This is a genomic window from Secundilactobacillus silagei JCM 19001 (genome assembly GCF_002217945.1).
Taxonomy (GTDB): domain Bacteria; phylum Bacillota; class Bacilli; order Lactobacillales; family Lactobacillaceae; genus Secundilactobacillus; species Secundilactobacillus silagei.
This window is the reverse complement of the sequence record NZ_BCMG01000006.1, coordinates 1-21,059: the sequence shown is the minus strand read 5'-3', so window position 1 is coordinate 21,059 and position 21,059 is coordinate 1. Positions and strand designations below refer to the sequence as shown.

The following is a 21,059-nucleotide window of genomic DNA, read 5'->3' as shown; positions in this document are numbered from 1 at the left end:
TTTGATAATACAATTCAGGGATGTTGTGTTTCTGACTGACAAAATTATATGAGTGTATTTACGTGACGGAATCAAGCTTGCGTGCTAATATTTCATCAGAATTTCACATCGTTGAAGCTCGGCATAGGTATAGGAGAAGAAGGTGAGAAAAATGTTAAAAAAGCGTCATAGCGGTTTGACCGCCAAAACTGTTCAGTTACCATGGCATGTTTTGATGACTTCGGCATTGTTCTCTAGTAGTTTACTATTGGGTTCTTTGATGTTAAATACGAAAGCTCACGCAGAAGATGGGACAGCAGCTGTTTCCTCAACCAATATTGAACAAAGCGTGGCCGATACGCCAACGGCTGAAAGTGTCGCCACTGCAGCACCAACGGCAAATAGTGAAACAGCGCCAGTTGAAAACAGCACATCTGCCAATAATGTGCCCGTTGAAAGCGGGACGGCTGTGAGTACTGTACCAACGGATAGCAGTACAGCGACCGCAACTGAAAATGCCGTTACGCCACAGCAGGGGGATGCTGATAGCGTGGCAGCTAAAACACCGGCGGATCAGCCAGTAAGTGAGACTGTATCGACTAATGAAACTATCACAACTAGTACAACTAATGAAAGTACACCACCGGCAAACGTTAGTAAAGTGAGTTCGCAACCGGTGGCTCAAACACCTGAACAGCCGAAACAGACAGCGGCGGCTAATACACCGCAAAAAGTCCAATCTGGAGTATTACCAGAAACGAACCCGCAAGTTACAACTCAGGCGTTGCCTGAAGTGCAGACGGTTGCACCAGCCAAGATCGGCGTTGATCTGATCAAGGACGTTAAGCTGAATGTCCCGGTACCAACTAATGGGACGAACGCCATTACGGCGACGAATGTCTTTAACGTGACTGATGCCGCGGTCGCCAATATGAAGCAGTTAAATGTCCATCCAAAGATGAATACGATTGGCCAGCAGGGCTGGCAAGGCAGTGCCTATGCAGCGGCCATTCCAACAACAGCTACGGGGGTCGATCCAGCAACTAACAAGCTGTATATTGACGAATGGATGCCAGATACGGGGATGCAATACCTGACGTATATGACTAATTATCAGGCCAATTACGGATCATTTGCTGCGTTTAGAAGCCAGTTTTCTAAAGCTAATTTAGCCACCATGACCGATTTTACAACTGCCAATTCACTGCAGGAATCGAATTCGACCACCCATGCATACACGTCGTTTTATATCTATATGATGCAGTTCTGGCAAACAATGGAAGGAATGCAGTATGCAACCTCGCTGGAGAATATTGATGTTCATGACTATTCGGCAGTCACCCGAGCAGCGTTTGGCCGAGATGTGACTGGTCAATTGTGGGATATTTCAGCATTAGCTGGTTTGCCCAATCTGAAAACCGTTAACATCTTAGACCAGTCAGTGCAGGATATGAGTGTCTTACGGTCGTTGCCGCAGTTAACGGAAATCGATATGGGTTGGGGGCAAGTGTCTGATCCATCTGGATTGAACGTGAACTATGCCAGCCACACGCAAAACGGGTTGCGCTACCAATATATTCCAATCAGCCCGATGGTTTTCCCCGATGGTACGACAAGCGTTCAAATTACCTTTAACGTTGTCGGTACCGATGGGTTGCCGCACGTTGTTAATCCTTACGGGGGCATTTCGTATCCTGGTGACAATGGGTACAGCGTGATTGCCAGCACCGCAAACGCTGCTCGGGTGGGGACGAATACCATTGTGTTCAGCAACTTATTGACACCGCCAAATGGTCGGTATGGTGTGCTGACAGCGTTCTTTCCAATGGCTCAGCCCAACGGTGTTTTTCAGGATTCCTTTGATGGCTACATCACCATCCCGTACCTGATTTCTAATAGTCTCGGGCGGGTGAACGTGAACTACCAGTATCTGCAAACGGATGGCCAGCAACCGGAAATTGGTGCGAGTGCCACCCTGGCGAATACCATTGGCACGGCGTTTGACCTCAATAATAATCCGCTGACGAACTTTCCAATGAGTTATTTGGTCGATAAACTGGGCGCTAAGTATATTGTGTTAAATGGCACCGGAAAATACAGCGACTATCTGGCCGGCAATGGACTGGCTAATCGGGTGACTACGACCGGTGCTGTGGCCGCTAGTGACACTAATTTGACCGTTTTGTTTGCCGGGACGGTTCCAGCAACCGTTCAGCATGGCTACTATCAGGATGGTAACTTTATCTCCTTTAATCAGGATGATGAGGTGGACACAGATATTAACGGTGGGCCATTGATCAGCAGTACGGTTAAGTTGATTCCGCACTACAACTTTTCCAGCGCTGCGGTGGTTGATCCCAATGGGGGGGTCATACCAATCAGTGCAACGACGGTACCGTACCTGATTCCGGGCTACACGCTGCGTTTGGCCTACGCACCTGTGACCGTATCGGTGCCAATTACACTCAAGGATAATTTGGGAACGGTTTTAGGGACAGGTTCTGGACTTTCGGGAGCGTACACGGCCACCTTCCCACTGACGGATTTACAAGCTCAGTTACCTAATATTCCGAACTACACATACGACCACGTGACTAAATTAGACGGTTCAGCGCTAGGAGCCAACTTCACGTTTGGCGATGTTGAAGATGGACTAGTCGTGATCTTTAATGCTGATACCCTAAACATTTCAGTTCAGCAGGTCGATGCAGATAGTAATCCACTAGCCGTATCAACTATTTCAGGTCCAGCTAATGGTGCCTTGACACCGGCAGATTTGGCGCTGTTGGCACCAGCAGTACCGCACTATGTGATCGATCACTTGGTGGCCGCCGATGGTTCAGCGTTGCCTGACAACTTCACGTATGCTGATATTGCTGACGGTATCCAGGCGGTTTACACGGTCAAACAGGTTAACGTAGCCGTTCGGGTAATGGATGAGCTGGGGAACCTCATTAGTACTGATTTGAGTATTTCGGGACCAGCCACTGATGAGTTCAACGCTGCGGAGCTGGCAAAATTGGTCGCAAATATTCCGGGGTACACCTTTAAAACGCTGCAAGATGCGCAGCGGGATGTGATCCAGCTGCCAACACTCTACGGTAGCCTGCCATCAATTTTATTGCTGGTTTATGCTAAGGACGTTCTGCCGGAAAATCCAAGTATGCCAGGTAGTCCAATAACGACAGCGCCAGCGGCAATTCAGCCGTGGCTAGTAGGACATGTGATCTACGCTTTAACCGCATTAAGTCTGTATAGTTCACCTGAATTTGCAACCAGTAATGTTCTGGCAACCTACGTGAAGAAACCCCGTATCTACCGGCCGCGGTTCATGGTGATCGGATGGGCGTATGATTCGCAAAATCGGCTGCGCTACCAAGTCCGTGATATTAATCAAAAGAGCGCTACTTACGGACTGACGGGCTACGTGGATGCCGATCCAGCCGTGGTGCGCGGTGCTTACTATCAGACGTTATCAAGTGAAATTACGGTGTTAAATCCTAAGGGGATTAATGGTTACAGCACCGCTGATTTAACGGGTAAGGTCAATCATTACAAGCAGGGCACTGTACTCAAGGTCGTTAGGCTTGTGGCTGACCGGGTGGCAACCCGCTTTATTCTAGCGGATGGCAGCTACATTACGGCCAATAAACAGCTGGTTAAGATGGGTGTGGTGCCAATGCCAAGTTCAGCTGATAAGCTGGCAGCGTTGAACCGGTATGATGATCTGCAACTCACGCAGCGTAATCAGCACTATCAAGCAATTACGCCGCAAACCTTCCGGATCAAAGGCTGGGATTACTCTAATGGGTATAACTACCAGGTTAAATCGGTGAAGCGATATCTGGTGAATGGCGGCTACATTACGGCTTACTCAGTATTAGTTAGAGCTCAGTTTTAGTAAAAATAAGCATCACGATTACCGAAGTCGGAATCGTGATGCTTATTTAGTATTCGATGAGACTTTTCGTAGGTTCTTGTTTAAATATGCGATATGATAATAGGTGACAGTATGAAATTTGAGTATTGAAAATTAACAGATGAAGTGGAGAGAGGTCATTTTGAGCCATTTGATTATTTCGGGCATCGTGGCTTATACGTCAGCGAATGTGGATTATTTGATTATTTTGATGTTGATATTTGGCCACACCAAGCAGTGGCGTGAACGCTTTTCAGTCTATCTAGGAGACTTATTGGGTTCCACGTTGGTTGTACTGGTGGCCTTGGCGCTGGCTTTTGTCCTGCATTTTATTCCCAGTCCCTGGATGCTTGGATTACTGGGATTAGTGCCGATCTGGATGGGTGTAAGACTGACGTTTGGCGGTTCAAATGATGACGATAAAACGACGGTCAATCAGACATTAAATGCTAAGCGACGGCTATTTTGGAACGTGGTTTTGATTACGATTGCGACCAGTGCTGATAACCTCAGTATTTTTGTGCCCTTATTTGTGACGTTACGAGCAAACGGAATTCTGATTGTTTTGGCGACGTTCCTAGTCATGCTGACGGTGTTCTGCTTTGTGGGGTATGGCATGGTGAAATTACCTACAATCGCGCTTTTGCTAGAAAATTACGGTAACTGGATAACGGCAGTGGTCTATATTGGACTGGGGCTGTATGTGATGTGGGATAATGGGACGTTTAGATTTTTAATGCATTTACTGTAAGTATTAATTTCTTAGTTGTTATATATGAAAAATAACGATTGATTGACTGTATTTTAGAGAAACACGTCAAAATACAGTTAATCAGTCGCTATTTTTATTCTCTGTTATTTAACTGAGTAGGGGTTATGATCGCCGAATCAATTGTACGGAAAGCCGTCTCACTTTTGGTGGCAGTTGAGGGTTCTTCATGCGGTTGATGAGCGCGTCAACCGTCTCGTGTCCAATGGTCGTGGTTGGCTGCTTAACCGAAATCACCGGCTGTTTAAAGTAGTTAAACCACGTGATGTTATCGAAAGTTGCGACTTTAATATCCGTGCGGTTGAGCAGTTTTATTTCTTCCAATACCACCATCAGTAAGGTATTATCACCCGCAAACAGGGCATCGCATTTTTGATTGACCAGCAAGTCTCTCACGTAATCCATGGCCTTTAGCTGCTGGACGTCACTGGTGTAGATCAGCTTATCGTTAATGGGTAACTGGTATTCCTTCAACGCTTGTTTGTACCCCTTTAAACGTTCCTGACCCGAAGTCTGGACACCGCTGACGACAATACCAACCTTGGATGCGCCTTGGCGAATCAGTTCTTCTACGGCCAGTTTCGCACCGAATTCGTTGTTGACGAGCACGGTATCAAACTGCGCAATTTCGGATTTAGGAGCGCGGTCAAAAAAGACCGTTGGCGTGTTGCCGACTAAACTTGGGTAGTCAATGGTTTCATCAGTGCTGGCAATGATAAAACCGGAAACGTCGTAGTTGCGTAAAATTTTGATTGCCTGGCGTTCTTTAACGGGATCTTCATCAGAGTTAATGATCAAAACGGTGAAATCATATTTCGTTGCTTGATCCTGGATCGCTCGGGTGACATCTTTAAAGAAATCATTAGCCGCGTTTGACACGATAACACCGATCATTTTACTTTGCTGTGAACGCATGTTGCGCGCAAACATACTGGGCCGATAACCGGAACGGGTGATGATGCGCTGAATGCGTTCCTTAGTTTCAAGACTGATACCTGGCCGGTCGTTTAACGCGCGCGAGACGGTCGCAATTGAGACGCCAGCTTTTTTTGCAATTTCTTTAATGGTAATGCGCCGATTGTTTTCAGCCATCAAAATGCCTCCCGAATAAGTTTGATTGAGTTACTAAATTCGTTTTATAAATCTATTTTAAGGTATTTTGAGTAAAAAGGGTACTTTTTTCGTAAACGTTTACGAAGCATGAAAGCGCTGTCTTGAAGCGCTTTCACGGATTCCAGAAGAAAAAGTAATTTTCACCAATCCCGATAAAACCCGTTTTATTTTCTCTGACCATGCTAATCTAATAACTGAAAGCGGTTACAAGATACATTAAATAATTTTGAAGAGTGGTGAATGACATGCTATTAGGAAGTATCGAAGCGGGTGGTACCAAGTTCGTTGCGGCGGTTGGTAATGAAGATTATCGGGTGCAGGAACGGATCCAGTATCCGACAACAACCCCGGAGGAAACGATTCAAAAATCAATTGATTTCTTTAAGAAGTTTCCTGATTTGCAAGCTATTTCGGTTGCGTCATTTGGACCAATTGAAATTCGTAAAAACGCACCTTTATATGGTTACATTACCGATACCCCCAAACCTGGTTGGGCAAACACCAATTTCTTGGGGATGTTGAAGAAGGCTTTTGACATTCCAGTTTATTGGACGACGGATGTTAATGGCTCGGCTTACGGTGAATATACCTTATCAACGTTATTCAACGAAAAGATTGAAGCGTTGACGTATTACACCATTGGTACTGGCGTTGGTGCCGGCACCGTGCTGGATGGTAAGTTCATTGGGACTTTAGGACATCCTGAAGTTGGTCACGTTCGCTTGAAACGTCATCCGGACGATTTGGATTTCAAGGGTATTTGCCCGTATCACGGTGATTGCCTGGAAGGTCTGGTTGCCGGTCCAACGTTTGAAGCGCGGACAGGCAAGAAGGGCCAAGACATTCCGCTGACCGATCATGTTTGGGACATCATGGCTTACTACGTTGCGCAAGCAGCCTTGCAGACCACGTTGCAGATTCGTCCCCAAAAGATCGTCTTTGGCGGTGGGGTCGTCAGTGAGGAATTCTTGAAGAAGGTACGCAAGGACTTCGCTGATTTAATGAATGATTATGTCGATGTCGGTGATTTGGATAAATACATCACCATGCCACTGGCAAAGCACAATGGTTCCGCTACGATTGGCAATTTTGCTTTAGCCTTTCGCGAAGTTAATCAATTAGTAGACTAATGATTTAAAAATTTAAAGGAGAGATTATTTATGAAGAGTTTAGTACTTACTGGAACTAAGAAAATGGAAATTAAGGAATACAACAAGCCAACCCCTAAAGCTGACGAGATTTTAGTTCACACTGCCTATGCTGGTATCTGTGGGACTGACCACGCACTGTACAATGGTCTTCCTGGTTCAGCTAACGCCGTTCCACCAATCGTTTTAGGCCATGAAAACTCAGGGATCGTTGAAGCTGTTGGTGCCGATGTTGATGGTTTCAAAGTCGGCGACCGTGTGACCGTTGACCCTAACATCTACTGTGGCAAGTGCTTCTATTGCCGGACTGCCCGTCCAGAATTATGTGACAGTTTGTCAGCCGTTGGTGTTACCCGCGATGGTGGCCTAGAAGAATTCTTCACCGCTCCAGCAAAGGTTGTTTACCACTTACCAGACAGCGTTTCATTAAAGGCTGGTGCTACTACTGAACCATTATCATGTGCCGTTCACGGTGTTCAACTTTTGAAGTTGACCCCATATCAAAAGGCTTTGGTTATTGGTGATGGCTTCATGGGTCAATTATTCGTACAATTGCTTGAAGCTTATGGTGTTCACCAAGTCGACTTTGCCGGCATCATTGATGACACACTGAAGTTCAACAAAGACAAGTTCGGTGTTACTAACATTTATAACACCACTCGTGACAAGGTTCCTAGTGACTACGATGTTGTTATCGAAGCCGTTGGTTTACCACAAACTCAAGAAGAAGCCGTTGAAGCTACTCGTAAGGGTGCTCAAGTTCTGATGTTTGGTGTCGGCAAACCTAACCAGCACTTCCAGATGAACACTTACGAAGTTTATCAAAAGCAATTGACCATCCAAGGTTCATTCATTAACCCGAACGCTTTCGAAGATGCTATTGCATTGCTTGCTAGCGGCAAGGTTGACGTATTGCCATTGATCAGTCATGAATTGGAATTCTCACAAGTTGCTGATGTCCTTGAAGGCAAGGTTCCGAACGTTTCTAAGGCCGTTGTTAAAGTTAGCGGCGAAAAGTAAACCGGACGTTGTTTTCAGTAAATCAGACTAAGGAGTAATAAATCATGAAACTAACTGATTACGTAACGGGAATTCAACACGTTGGGATTCCATCAAAAGATCTAGACGTCACCATTGCATTTTACAAGAAACTGGGCTTTAAGGTCGCCGGTTTGTTCCATAACGGTGAAAACCGCTGTGCCTTCTTGCAGCTCGGTAATTACATCATCGAAACCTGGGAGGGCGATCCGGTGACGATGAAGACCGGTGCTATCAACCATGTTTCGTTAAATGCAACGGATATTGACAACGCCTGGAAGGCCGTCCATGAACTTGATGGGATTACCTTCTTGGACAAAGAAATTCAATCAATTCCTTCATTCTGGGATCATGGTATCCGGTTCTTCAACATTCAAGGACCTAACCACGAAAAGATTGAATTCTGTGAAAAACTGACAAAGTAATGACGAAAGGGCGTGAAAAAGCGATGAATGCAGTTCACCCACAGGTAACATTGTCCCCGCAATCTTCACACCGCAACATTAGTATGGCAGCATCGCTAGGATATTTTGCTATTTCGCTTGTGATCAACTCGCTGGGAAACGTCCTTACGTTGGTTACTAGCACGCATATTCACCCGTCGTTTCTAGGTTCCGCGTACTGGACGGCGGCAGAATCGAACTTAGGTCATGCCTTACTGGGAGATAATTCACTGGTCTTGTTTTGGGCCTTCCTAGTATTAGGAATGATTGTCGCACTGCTCAATGCAGCGTTGATGCACCATTTTGAATGGAAACGGATTTTAGGTAACTTTGCCTTTCTGTTACCCTTCTCACTATTCATTCAGTGGTTCGGTGACATCTTTAATCGCATTATGCCAAACGCTTATTCGCCAGGTATGGTGACGTTGTACGTGATCATCAACTTTATCGGTGTAGCTTGCATGGGAACTGCCATCTCCATCTATCAACGGGTGAACTTGGTCTTGCACCCAGCTGATGATCTAACTCAGATTCTGCGTTTCCGGTATTGTCATGGTAACGTGACGCTGGCAATGTGGTTCTCCTATGTACCACCGACCATTATGGGGATCATTGCGGTGCTCATGACGGGCAGCTTGGTCAACATTGGTATCGGTACCTTGTTTGCCTTCCTATTCCAAGGTAGTATCACGGGGATTGCCGATCGAATCGTCTTTCCAAAGCTGAAACATCAAGCGTTGGATGTCGGGCGTTAATCAAATAATAAGACTCATCAGTGACTGCTGGTGGGCCTTATTTTTTGTCAACTTAGATCGTTAAAAATGCTATACTGATGACCTAGTAAAAAGGGAGGGATCGTCAATGGCGTCAAAACCGTTAGCAGATTACGAAAAAGATGTTCCTGCAGTTGCTGAACTATTAACTAAGAATACTGATTTACAAAAGCTTTTCACCGACTTAACGCCAGGATATCAACGGGAGTGGGCCCGCTTTATTTTCGGGGCCAAGGCCGAAGCCACTAAGCAACGGCACATTGAAGTCATGAAAACGGTCCTGAAAGCAGGTTACAAATCCAAGCGGGCATACGATTCACGGCCAAAAGATTAATCGCGATAGGCGTTTCCCTCGGGAGGCGCCTTTTTGAGTTGCTTTTTTTAAAAGGTGAGTGTATACTCACTGGTGAGTAATCAATTACTTACCTTGAATGGAGGAATCAAAATGGCAGATGCGGTTATTGATCTAAAGCACTTAGTGAAGAAATTTGGCAAGCAAACTGTTTTAGAAGACGTTAATTTAACGGTGATGAAAAAACAAATCGTGGGGCTGATCGGACCATCAGGTGCGGGGAAGTCGACGGTCATTAAAACAGCGTTGGGAATGGAAGTTGCGGATGGCGGCAGCGCAACGGTTTTTGGCCAGGTGATGCCTAAACGAAAACTGCTGGCTCGAATCGGTTATATGGCTCAAACGGATGCCTTATACGACTCACTGTCGGGACGTGAAAACTTAAAGTTTTTTGCTGAAATGAAAGGCATTAAGAAGACTGAGTTAGGCGAATCCATTGACCACGTTTCTAGTGTGGTTGATCTGCAGGATGATTTGGATAAGCGGGTCAGCGGTTATTCCGGCGGGATGATGCGGCGATTATCCTTGGCGATTGCCTTATTGGGTAATCCGGAACTGCTCGTGTTAGATGAACCAACGGTGGGAATCGATCCGGCGTTACGGCGGCAAATTTGGCAGGAACTGGATGCCATTCGTGACGAAGGACGCAGTATTTTGATTACCACCCACGTCATGGACGAAGCGGAGTTAACCGATAAAGTGGCCTTGCTATTAGGCGGTAAGGTGATTGCGTTTGATGAACCCGTGGCGTTAAAGACGCAGTATCGGGTGGATTCAATTGAAAACGTATTCTTAAAGGCAGAGGGTGAATTCAAATGAGAACATTTGCAATTATGCGACGGGTCTTAAAAGAAATGATGCGCGATAAGCGGTCATTAGCATTGATGTTTTTGGCGCCCATTCTGGTGTTATGGCTGATGAGTGTGATCTTTACCGCTAATTCAACCACTAGTGTAAAGATTGGTACGGTTGGAGTAACCACCAGTGTTTCGACTAATTTGGACCAAGTCAAGCACATCAGTGTCCATCATTACGTCAGCCAAAAGAAGGCTAAACAAGCGCTGAAGGCGGATAAAATTGATTCGATCATTCATAAAACGGGTGATGACTATAGTCTGACATATGCGAACACGGACTCTAGTAAGACGTCCGCTACCAGGATGGCGTTTAAGACGGCGTTGACACAAGCTAACATCAATCAAATGAAGTTGCAGTTGGGCGTGGCACACCAAACAATTGGTAAGCTGCAAAAAACGCTGCCAGCACCCGTCCAAAAACGGCTGCAAAGCCAAATGCCGAAACAGAAAAAGGCAACTGCTCCGCAGATTACCAACCATTATGTTTACGGCGATTCCAATACCGGTTTCTTTGATAAAATGCTTCCTATATTAATGGGGTTCTTCGTGTTCTTCTTTGTCTTCTTGATCTCTGGGATGGCATTGTTAAAAGAACGGACCAGTGGGACCCTATCCCGTTTGCTGGCGACGCCGGTCAAACGGTATGAGATCGTTTTTGGCTACATGGCCAGTTATGGAATATTAGCTATTTTTCAGACCATTATCATTGTGATGGCGACCATCTGGTTACTGGGAATCGAAGTCGTGGGTAACGTCCTTAACATCATCGTTATCAATTTGATCTTAGCGTTGGTGGCACTGGCCTTTGGTATTTTGCTATCGACCTTTGCCAATTCGGAATTTCAAATGGTGCAGTTCATTCCAGTGGTCATTATTCCGCAAATCTTCTTCTCCGGGATTATCCCAATGGATTCAATGGCCAGTTGGATCAAGGATATTTCCTACATTATTCCGATTAAGTACTCTGGTGATGCTGTGACTGGTATCATGATGCAGGGGAAGAACCTATCTTCGTTTGGTCTTGATATCGGGGTTTTGTTAATCTTCTTAGTTGTGTTAACCTTCTTAAATGTAAGAGGACTCAAACGTTACCGTAAAGTATAGGGGGAAATCAGCGTGAAACAGGAGATTTCGGCCAGCTACCGTGACTGGCTTGAAGCACAAGAAATGCCAAATGGCAAACGTTCCGCCATGCTGTCGGCCTTGGAGTTATTTGCCAAACAAGGCTTTGACGGGACTTCGACCATGGCCATTGCTAAGAATGCGGGGATCAGTCAAGCAACGATTTTTAAGTATTTTAAAACCAAGGATGATTTGTTGGAAGCCATTTTAAAACCGATGATCGACCATCTGTTACCTGAATATCGGGAAGATTTTCTGTCGGATATTCCGGCAGCAACTTCTTTGCGGGACGAGATTCATTTCCTCGTTCGTAATCGCTATGAGTTCTTGAAAAAAAACAAGGAAGTGGCCCTAATCTTTTTGACACAGGTCATGACCAATGCGAACACGCGGTCAATGTTTCAAGACTTCATGACTGAAACTGCACCGCTGTTTATCGACTATATTTATAAGACCCTTAAAAGAAGTGGCAGTTTGCGGGCAGATTTAGCTCCAGCAGCGGTCTTACGCACGATTGCCGGTCAGCTATTAAGCTACTTTATTCAGCAGCAGGTCTTGCTTCCGGATGCTAAATTCGATGAAGATGCTGATCTGCAAATGATTGAAGATTTGATTGTACGGGCACTAAGTAAAGATTCCAAATAATAGCGGTTATAAAAAGTGCTCCATAGTAGTTAGATTTCTGACGTGTACCCCCAAAGTTGGAAACAACTTTGGGGGTATTTTTATGACTAAAGTATCAATAGATACAAAAATTATTGACAAATTCAAGCATTTTTGATGGTTATTTCTTGCAAGTTATGTTAGATTTATGTTGCAATTTATTTCTAATGTGTTTATAACTTGGTCTCCTGAGGGGAGGATATTCAATTATGAAGGAGAACGTGAGAAGATCAGCAAGAAAGTTGCAGCGGGATGAACGCGTAATTAAGGTGCGACGAAAGCTCTATAAATCAGGTAGGACTTGGCTGGTGGCCAGTCTAGCTACAGCCGCTTTTGGTGCAACAATTATCGTCAGTGGGCAATCTGCTAACGCGGAAACAGTGGTGAATACGAGCAGTACACAGACTCAGGCAAGTCCAATAATTCAAGACAAAACGGTGAGTCTAGATTCTTCAAGTAGTGTTCAACTGTCTACCCCGCCTGAAACAAGAAATCAGGTGGCAACCTCCCAATCAAATTTATCAGCTACGATAAATGCTGACTCGAGTACTCAAAACAACTTAAAATCTAATGTGATTAACGCTGATTCGGTAAGCAAACCGACTAAAGCAGACAGTACGTCAACAGTAGATTCGGTGAATCTAGGGAATGCGAATGCAGAGACTTTGAATACCGCAAAGACAAAAGGAACCCAAATCTATCAGCAAACCGGTAAAGCACAACAGATTACGGCAGTTGCGGCCGCGGCTTCTGGAACACTTGGAACAAGTCCCTACGAAATAGACGATGATGGTGCGATGGCCATCCAGGCCGGAAAAGTTAATAAGTCCATCTACACCATCGGTTCGGGAAACGCCAACGCCATTAAAACAATCAGTCTTGCCGATGGTGTTAGCGCAGAGATTGATGGTGGGTATGGCGCTCTTTTTGGCAATTTGCCTAATGCAGTCGCTATCGATGTCCATAACTTAGACATCAGTAAAAATATTGGTTTTGGTGGTTGGTTTACAAATAATCCCAAATTAACAAGTATCAACGTTGAGGGCTGGAACACCAGTCATTCAACTGTTTTTGCCAACATGTTCTTCAATAGTCAGGCCTTGGCTGGTGTCGATCTCAGCAGTTTTGATACCAGTCAAGCGACTGATATGCACAGCATGTTTCAACATTCGGGCATTCGAACCCTCGATTTGAGCAAATTCGACATGTCCGCGGCAACTAATATTTCAGACATGCTGCAAGGGACGAACCACCTCTGGCAAATCAAGTTAGGACCGAAAGTTAATTTAACTGGCACCGGGTTGGCGGATCCGCCAGTAGCAGGGGCCCAAATTATTGACGGTGCAAACACGTATCATACTTCAGCTGCGCTCTGGCAGGCTGTGGGAGATGGAACGGTCAACGCCCCAGAAGGTGAACGACTTTCTGCCGCTGATTTGATTAAAAAATATAATGGTGATGGGACGGCGTCAATAGAAACCTACGTCTGGGCGCAAGATTTAAAAAACACGATCAACTTAATTGATGCTTCCTCTGGCCAAAAGCTTGACACTGCAACGGTTAGTGGTGAGTATGGGGCTCCAATTGATTTGAATACGTCCTTGCCAGTCGGCTACCACTACGCAACAGATTCTGAATTAGGCACATATTTGCAACCAGTGGCGCCTACCATTGGCAAAAATGATAGTGTCCTTGATGTATACGTGGTTGTGGATCCAAAGATTGCCGTTAACTTCATTGATGACGACAAGCAGGATACGGTTGTCCAAACAACAGCGAAAAGCGGCCAATTGGGCACTGCGAGTGATTATAAATTGAGTGATGATCTCGCTGATTTAGAACAAAAGGGCTATGAATATGTGAGCGATGATCTTCCTGGTGATGTCTTGAATTTCAATAAACAAAAAGCATCATACACCGTTCATTTAAAACATAAGCTGACTACGGTAAAGGGTACGGATTCAACAGCTACACCAAATCAGCAAAAGGCCATTTCGGTAATTATCGATGAATCAACCATTGGAACACCACTTACGTCAGAGCAGGTTAAACCGGCCGGGGATACGACGCAAACGCTTATCTTTGTGCGAGATGCGGTTATTGATGAGGTTAAAAAGGCGGCTGGAGTACCAGTTAACGAGTACACAACTTTTGGTGACTGGTACACAAACCAAAAAATGACCCCGGTAGTTTCAGCTCAGGTTGAGGGTTATACACCCTTGGCGTCGGTATTAGATTCAGACAGTATGTGGGATGATACGCGAACGGTTAACCAAGTGTTGGCAGATTTTGCGGCCCAATCTGGTGGAAATGCCAGTGTTACTTTGCATAATTCCTACCGTATCAATCAGTATCAGGTTGCTATCCAATACGTTGATCAGACAATTGGTCAAACGGTTGGAACGATTGAAAAACTTCATGGTGATTATGGTACTCAATTGATATATCCGGCCATTGCACCTAGTGGTTATGTCGTCGTTCCTGGACAAGAAGAGATCGTGAATAATAAAGTGGCAATCACGTTTGGACCAGACACTACAGCATTGATCATTAATGTGACACCGGAAATCACGAAACAGCTGGCCACCGTGACTTACCAAACTGAGTCTGGTACCACTGTTGCCCTAGAAACGTTTAGCGGCGATTCCAGTAGTGAAATTCCCTTTGACACTGCGAATTACGTTACCCATAATCTGAAAGCGTATGAGATTAAGGAAGATGCCACAGCAGCTGGTTCGAATTTTGATAAATCGACCGATTCTATTCAAAACTTCAAGGTGATTGTAGCTCTAAAGCCTATTTCTACTCTGATAACGCCAACTGGAGTTGATGGACAGCCGATTGCGGGAATAGCTGCTATTGCTGTAACCGGTCAGCCAGGTGATAAGATTACGACTATTCCTGAAATTGACGGATACACTGCTGTTCCAGGTCAAACCCTTAGATTACCAGAAGTCGATAATGACGTCACCAAAGTTTATTATGTTGCCAACAATCTGACTGCTAATGTGCATTTTGTTGATGAAAATGGGGTCCAATTAGCTAATCTTTCGGTGAGTGGCATTAAGAACAGTTTACTGAATCACGCTAACGTAGCAACGGTAACTCAGCAGATTCTCAATCAAGGGTATAACTTAATCAGCGATGATACGATAGGCGGCAGTTTTAATGGTACCGCTGATCAAGTATTCACGGTTAAGTTGGCTAAGCTGGCCGATCCGCAGACGTCGCAAAATGCAACAATCAAGTTTGTGAGTGATCAACCGAATAATTTTGGCACGCTGATCATGAATGGTGACAGTGGCACAGACATCGATCACCATAATATTGCTACGGTGATTCAACAAATTTTGAATCAAGGCTTTAATTTGGTAAATGATGGTAGTGTTGGTGCTGTGTTCGATAGTGATCCAACTAAAGAGCAGACCTTTATTGTTTCATTTGAAAAGATTGCCAATCGGCCTCAGACAGGTACCCCAACACCAGCTGAACCAACCGGGGGTGGTGAGACACCAGTAGAGCCGGATGGTGAGGAGCCGACTAACCCTAGTGGGCCAGAAAACGGTGAGGGTGTTCCACCGGCTCTTAATCCGGATATTCCAGCAGGGCCAAGCAATCAAACTGTCAATGAACCGGCTGGTGATACTGTTCCATCAGTTAGTAATCGAAGTGACAACAACGTTAACGGCGATTCAACGAAATCAAAGTCGATTCCTTCCTCTCTGGACAAACGAGATTTTGATGAAAATAAATTAATTATTGCTGCTGGAAATCAAGGAATGAGTGTTCGATCATCTCAGCAAAACCAGTCACTCAACGATGATGATAGATTACCACAAACCGGTGAACAAACAACCTTGCCGATGGTAATTATCGGCATGGCTTTACTGACGGAATTGGGGGTAATTGGACTGGCTGATAGAAGGCGATTTAAAGCCTAAAAAATAATTTCAACCCCCGTTACGGACTTTTTCGAGCTATTGTCAAGAACACCCGCCAGCTACAATTTCAAAGTACTTTTGACTTAAAATAGTTGTGCCTTGTCCGATTAGTGGCATTTAGTGGCATATTGATAGCGAAAGGTTGAAAGTCTAAAGAAAGAATGACCTAATTATCAGTATTGGCTGGTAATTAGGTCATTCTTTAGTGATAAATTAGTTATTTTCGTCAGGTTGTTTAACCGGAATTTCAACTGATTTCGGATTTCGTTGCAGCAAGACGGCAGCGGCAATACCACCAACCAAAGCAATAATTGCTGAACTAATGGCAACGGTGGTCATCCCGTTATCGTACGCATGAATGACAATGCGCTGGAAATCTTGAGCAAACGGGGCGTGACTTAGCCGATCAGAAAAGGCGATACCGTGGCCAGAGAACGGTCCGGCATCGATCAGTGCCTTTTTCAGACCAGTAAGCGCTGGAGCGGGCATGTGAATTGAAGACAGGTGACCATTCAGATAGGTTTCGTACTGATTGTCCTGCAGCAGGCCCAAAACAACCACGCCAATGGTGGTTCCTAATTGACGGAAAACGTTCAGTAAACCAGAGGCCATTCCCATTTCATTAGCGGGAATACCTTCCATTCCTGCAGTGTTAAGCAAGGGGTTGACCATCCCGTTGGTGATTCCCATAAGGACCATTCCGGGCCAAAGGTCAACGAAGCTAACGGTTGGGCTGATTGCCCGCGCCATTAACCAAAAGCCCAGCGTCCCAATGAACATACTGATGCTGATCATCCATTTCTTGGAGTAGCGGGCACTTAAAATACCAACGACCGGGCCTAAAATTAGTGACCAAACACTCATAACGAGTTGTCTGACCCCGGTTTGGGTAGCGGAATAACCAATGTAATTTTGCATCAGCGCCGTTAAGAACGCATTGTAGGCATAGAACCCAGCACCTAACGCGAAAGCGACGATCACGACCCCAATGAAATGGGGCTTCTTGAACATTTTCAGGTTGACCATGGGATCCTTAGCTTTAGCTTCGGCAATGATGAAGGCAATCATCACGACTACGCCGCCAATCAGCCAACTGCTGACCCGCGCATCAGTCCAGTCCCAGTGCGGATGACCTTCTTTGACGATCAGACCATAGATAATGGCAAATAATCCGATTGCCGAAAGCAGCATTCCCAGCAGATCTACTTTTTGATTCTTACCATAACTCGGGGTTTCTTTAACGTAGAGAATGGTTAAAATGGTTGCGATAATGCCAAAGGGAACGTTCACGTAGAAGATTGCTGGCCAGCTGAAGTGTTCCACTAAATAACCACCGATCAAAGGACCGGATGCGGTTGAAACACCAATCACTGAACCGAGAATACCCAGCGCTAATCCCCGGTCTTTGCCGGAAAAGTTAGAAGCAACTAAGGCCATTGATAAGGACATCATCCCAGCACCACCAATGGCTTGCACACCACGGCCGATATCTAAGATCAGCAGGCTAGAAGCCATTCCGTTAACGGCTGAGGCGATGACGAACAGGATCAATGAACCTAAGAAAATTTTCTTCCGGCCGTACATGTCGCCTAATTTTGACATGATCATTAAAGTGACGGCGTAGACCAGTGTATAGGCATTTAAGACCCATTGCAGGTCGGTAAAAGTGGTGTTGAAATCACGCACCATGGTGGGGAGTGCCACGTTAACCACGGTGACGTCCAACAGTCCCATGAAGACGCCGAGTCCCATGGCCGCTAATGCGATCCACTGTTTAATACTTGTTTTTTGTGTCATTATTTTTGCTCCTTATTTTGAATTTCTGATAAATAATCGGTCACCCAGGTTTGCTTGGCCTGACAGATGATAATGCTTAGTTCGATCGAATGAATACCAGCTTTTAGAGCGTCTTGATTGGCGCCCTTAGCAGTTGTTAATTTGGTTAATAAGTGCTGACGAACTTCGCGGTAGATATTGAGGTCTTCTTGGGCTTTATCAGCGTAATCTTGCAGCAGTTGCTGCTGCTGTGCTAAGTCCACGGCAAACATGCCCCGAAACTTGAAGCGGTAAATGGATTCGTTGCGCGCGCCCTCTGGTACTGGCTGTTGCATCAGCTCATAGAAGTGCGCCCGGCCGGTATCCGTAATGTGGGCCAACTTCTTATTGCGCGGATCCTTTGGATTTTCAATGAAGACGATGTCACCGCTAGTTTCCAGCTTTGAAAGCAGCGGATACATGACCCCGTTTGAAATCTTTCGCTGAGGTACCAGCGCGCTGCCCAAAACGCCCCGTAACTTATAGCCTGACATGTTGCGGGACATGAGCATGCCAAGAATTAGTAATTCATACATAATAGCCTCCATAGGTCTGAGCGACTTATAGAGTATAGGTCGTTTCGACAGGTAATGCAAGAAAAAGTTTGAAAAAATTCAGTGAAGAGCCAAATAATGACTTAAGCGTTACTGTTATATTAATCAATTCCAAAAGTATATATCTTTTTCCTGAATCAGAGAATTTTTACTCAAAATATAGGGGTATTCGTGTTATGATAATAGAAGAGTATCAGACTAAATTATCATGTATAATTTTTCACAAATGGTTTCTATAATTGCGGTGAAATGATCTATTTTAATCACTTAATTAGACCTGTAGGAATCGTTAGAAAGGGTGAATGAACAAATGAAAAAGTTTGTGGCACTTGTCGGGACCAATACCGTTAAATCAACTAATCGTGAGTTATTAAAGTACATGCAAAAACGGTACGCGGACGACGCTGAGATTGAAGTTGTTGAACTAAAGGGCTTACCAATCTTTAAGAAGAGCGAGGACCTGTTTATTCCGCAACAGGCGCGTGATATTGCAGATAAGATCGATGCTTCTGACGGTGTTATTATTGGCACACCAGAATATGATCATTCTGTTCCAGCATTATTATCAAGCGCGTTGGCTTGGCTTTCTTATGGTATTCATCCACTGATGGACAAACCAGTGATGATCGTCGGGACATCCTACGGTACTTTAGGTGCTTCCAGAGCGCAAGCACAATTGCGTCAGATCTTGGATTCACCAGAGTTGAAAGCGACTGTTCTACCAAGTTCAGAATTCTTACTGGGTCACTCATTACAAGCCTTTGATGATAATGGCGACTTAAAGTCGGCTACTGAATCACAAAAGTTGGATGGCTTATTTGATGATTTCTTGGATTTTGTTGACTTAACCGATCAACTAGATCACTCGAAGAAACTTCATGAGCAGCAAGCAGCAACCTTTTCTTGGGATAATGGCACAACAGGAGATGATAAGTAATGGTTAAATTAGTTGGAATTGCTGGTTCAATCGGTGAACAATCATATAATCGGATGTTATTGGAATTTATCCGTGACCACTTTAAAAAGACGGTTGATATTGAGATCTTAGATATCAATAATGTCCCCGTATTTAATGAAGACGAGGATCATGGTGATAACCCCGTCGTTCAAGAATTAGCGCGAAAGATTTCCGCGGCTAACGGGGTTATTTTAGCGACGCCAGAACATAATCACACGGTGCCAGCAGCCATGAAAAACGTGATCGAATGGCTATCTAACAAGGTCCACCCATTGGACGGTAAAGCCGTTTGGATCGTTGGGGCATCTTACCATACACAAGGTTCTTCACGAGCTCAGCTGCACCTGAAGCAAATCTTGGAATCCCCAGGGGTCAATGGCATCGTGATGCCCGGCAACGAATTTTTGTTGAGTAACGCCAAAGAAGCCTTTGATGCTGACGGCAACTTAAAGGATTCACGGACAGTTGGTTTCCTTGATTCAGTAATGAAGAAATTCTTAACGTTTATGAGGGTGATTGAAATGCTGGACGCGCCAGATCCAAAGAATGCGCACGAAGAAGATATGGAATCTAAGCATCCGGTGAATACGACGGTTCCAGACGTTGATATGACCGATCCGGAGTGGGTTGAAAAGGCTGCTGAAAAGACCCATGCTGCTAGCGGTGGCGATTACGTTAAACTGGACCGTGGACTCTTAACTGTCGATCAACTCAATTACTTCCTGAATTCCATGGCGGGTGAACTGACCTTTGCCGATGACAATAACCAGTTCATTTACTACAACAAGAAGTCTGATGCTGCCCATATGCTGGCACCAAGAACCCCTGATCAAACTGGTGATCCGTTGAGTGCCGTTCACCCAGCCCGGGTAGTTGAACACGTTAAGCAGGTCCTTTATGCATTACGGACTGGCGAAAGCGATGTTGTTTCAATGCCAGCTCAAACGGGTCCTAATCAACATGTGATGCATTACTACCGGGCAATGCGCGATGAAAACCGGCGTTATCGTGGGGTCAATGAATTAGTGATCGACATTATGCCAATCTTGAAATATTACTTGGCTGCTACGGGTCAAAAATTAGTTAAGGATCCAAACGCTGTCCCAATGTCACCGATTACTGGCCTGGACGCCGTTACTAGTGCTTCGAAGCATTCTGACCCAACTAAGGCTGACGCCACGAGCGGTGCTTCGGCTTCTAAGTCAGTCGAAGAAAAGCCTGCAGCGGATGCTACTAGCGGTGCATCTGAATCAACTGAAGAAAAGCCCGCAGTGGATACGACCAGTGGGGCTTCTGAATCAACTGAAGACGTCAAGCCTGCAGCTGCAGAAGAACCCATCGATGCGGATGCTTTAACCGGTGCTTCAGAGGAACCTGAATCTGAAACGGGGTACACAGCAACCGAGGGATCGGCACCTGCTAAGAAGCCTGAACCTGCTCCAGAACCAGAATCAGACGACACCGATGCCACGACCGGTGCTTCAGAAAGTTAATTTAAACGGTTCTCTGTCAACTGTTGTTGGTAACGACCATAATGCACTCAATCATTATTTGATGATTGGGTGTTTTGTTTTTGTCCTTAACATAACAAGGACGCGCAAACGGAAATTCTTAA

At 45.1% G+C, this 21,059-nt stretch carries 16 protein-coding genes; 13 read left to right on the top strand and 3 right to left on the bottom strand.

Annotated elements, in window-relative coordinates; all coding sequences use genetic code 11:
- The first annotated feature begins 151 nt into the window (after positions 1 to 151).
- Together CES79_RS06490 and CES79_RS06485 are read left to right on the top strand one after the other, a co-directional pair.
- The gene (locus CES79_RS06490) at positions 152 to 3,880 is read left to right on the top strand and encodes a DUF5776 domain-containing protein (protein WP_089136682.1); all 3,729 of its coding nucleotides are present in this window, start codon (positions 152 to 154) and stop codon (positions 3,878 to 3,880) included.
- A 160-nt stretch (positions 3,881 to 4,040) separates the two neighbouring features.
- Positions 4,041 to 4,649, top strand: a complete 609-nt coding sequence (locus CES79_RS06485) for a CadD family cadmium resistance transporter (protein WP_054654208.1) — start codon at positions 4,041 to 4,043, stop codon at positions 4,647 to 4,649.
- 123 nt (positions 4,650 to 4,772) lie between these two features.
- On the opposite strand, the gene CES79_RS06480 is transcribed toward CES79_RS06485, so the two are convergent.
- The gene (locus CES79_RS06480) at positions 4,773 to 5,759 is read right to left on the bottom strand and encodes a LacI family DNA-binding transcriptional regulator (protein WP_089136680.1); all 987 of its coding nucleotides are present in this window, start codon (positions 5,757 to 5,759) and stop codon (positions 4,773 to 4,775) included.
- 266 nt (positions 5,760 to 6,025) lie between these two features.
- Between CES79_RS06480 and scrK the strand changes: the two genes are divergently transcribed.
- The 9 genes from scrK (at position 6,026) to CES79_RS06435 (ending at position 16,117) form a co-directional block, all read left to right on the top strand.
- On the top strand, positions 6,026 to 6,910 hold the full coding sequence (gene scrK / locus CES79_RS06475; RefSeq protein ID WP_054654205.1) for a fructokinase ScrK: 885 nt from the start codon (positions 6,026 to 6,028) through the stop codon (positions 6,908 to 6,910).
- A gap of 30 nt (positions 6,911 to 6,940) precedes the next feature.
- Positions 6,941 to 7,948 (top strand): zinc-dependent alcohol dehydrogenase family protein, encoded by a 1,008-nt coding sequence (locus CES79_RS06470; protein WP_089136679.1) that lies wholly within the window; start codon positions 6,941 to 6,943, stop codon positions 7,946 to 7,948.
- Positions 7,949 to 7,992: 44 nt separating this feature from the next.
- On the top strand, positions 7,993 to 8,391 hold the full coding sequence (locus CES79_RS06465; RefSeq protein WP_054654204.1) for a VOC family protein: 399 nt from the start codon (positions 7,993 to 7,995) through the stop codon (positions 8,389 to 8,391).
- 23 nt (positions 8,392 to 8,414) lie between these two features.
- Positions 8,415 to 9,164 (top strand): DUF6198 family protein, encoded by a 750-nt coding sequence (locus CES79_RS06460; protein ID WP_054654410.1) that lies wholly within the window; start codon positions 8,415 to 8,417, stop codon positions 9,162 to 9,164.
- A gap of 106 nt (positions 9,165 to 9,270) precedes the next feature.
- Positions 9,271 to 9,516, top strand: a complete 246-nt coding sequence (locus tag CES79_RS06455; RefSeq protein ID WP_054654203.1) for a YdeI/OmpD-associated family protein — start codon at positions 9,271 to 9,273, stop codon at positions 9,514 to 9,516.
- A gap of 111 nt (positions 9,517 to 9,627) precedes the next feature.
- A complete protein-coding gene (locus tag CES79_RS06450; RefSeq protein WP_089136678.1) occupies positions 9,628 to 10,353 on the top strand; it encodes an ABC transporter ATP-binding protein in 726 nt (241 codons plus the stop codon).
- Positions 10,350 to 11,495, top strand: coding sequence for an ABC transporter permease (locus CES79_RS06445; RefSeq protein WP_089136677.1), 1,146 nt, complete (start codon positions 10,350 to 10,352; stop codon positions 11,493 to 11,495). Before CES79_RS06450 ends, CES79_RS06445 begins: the two co-directional genes overlap by 4 nt.
- Before the next feature lie 12 nt (positions 11,496 to 11,507).
- A complete protein-coding gene (locus CES79_RS06440; protein WP_054654202.1) occupies positions 11,508 to 12,158 on the top strand; it encodes a TetR/AcrR family transcriptional regulator in 651 nt (216 codons plus the stop codon).
- Between the two features lie 227 nt (positions 12,159 to 12,385).
- Entirely contained in the window at positions 12,386 to 16,117 is a 3,732-nt protein-coding gene (locus CES79_RS06435) for a mucin-binding protein (RefSeq protein ID WP_089136676.1), read from the top strand.
- A 213-nt stretch (positions 16,118 to 16,330) separates the two neighbouring features.
- Here CES79_RS06435 and CES79_RS06430 read toward each other — a convergent pair whose 3' ends face one another.
- Together CES79_RS06430 and CES79_RS06425 are read right to left on the bottom strand one after the other, a co-directional pair.
- Positions 16,331 to 17,914: an MFS transporter gene (locus CES79_RS06430; RefSeq protein ID WP_089136675.1), complete on the bottom strand. Its 1,584-nt coding sequence runs from the start codon at positions 17,912 to 17,914 to the stop codon at positions 16,331 to 16,333.
- Positions 17,914 to 18,468 (bottom strand): PadR family transcriptional regulator, encoded by a 555-nt coding sequence (locus CES79_RS06425; RefSeq protein ID WP_089136674.1) that lies wholly within the window; start codon positions 18,466 to 18,468, stop codon positions 17,914 to 17,916. The genes CES79_RS06430 and CES79_RS06425 overlap by 1 nt, the downstream gene beginning before the upstream one ends.
- A 328-nt stretch (positions 18,469 to 18,796) precedes the next feature.
- Between CES79_RS06425 and CES79_RS06420 the strand changes: the two genes are divergently transcribed.
- Both CES79_RS06420 and CES79_RS06415 read left to right on the top strand, forming a co-directional pair.
- A complete protein-coding gene (locus tag CES79_RS06420) occupies positions 18,797 to 19,423 on the top strand; it encodes an NADPH-dependent FMN reductase (RefSeq protein ID WP_054654198.1) in 627 nt (208 codons plus the stop codon).
- A complete protein-coding gene (locus CES79_RS06415; RefSeq protein WP_089136673.1) occupies positions 19,423 to 20,937 on the top strand; it encodes an NAD(P)H-dependent oxidoreductase in 1,515 nt (504 codons plus the stop codon). The genes CES79_RS06420 and CES79_RS06415 overlap by 1 nt, the downstream gene beginning before the upstream one ends.
- Positions 20,938 to 21,059 lie beyond the last annotated feature (122 nt).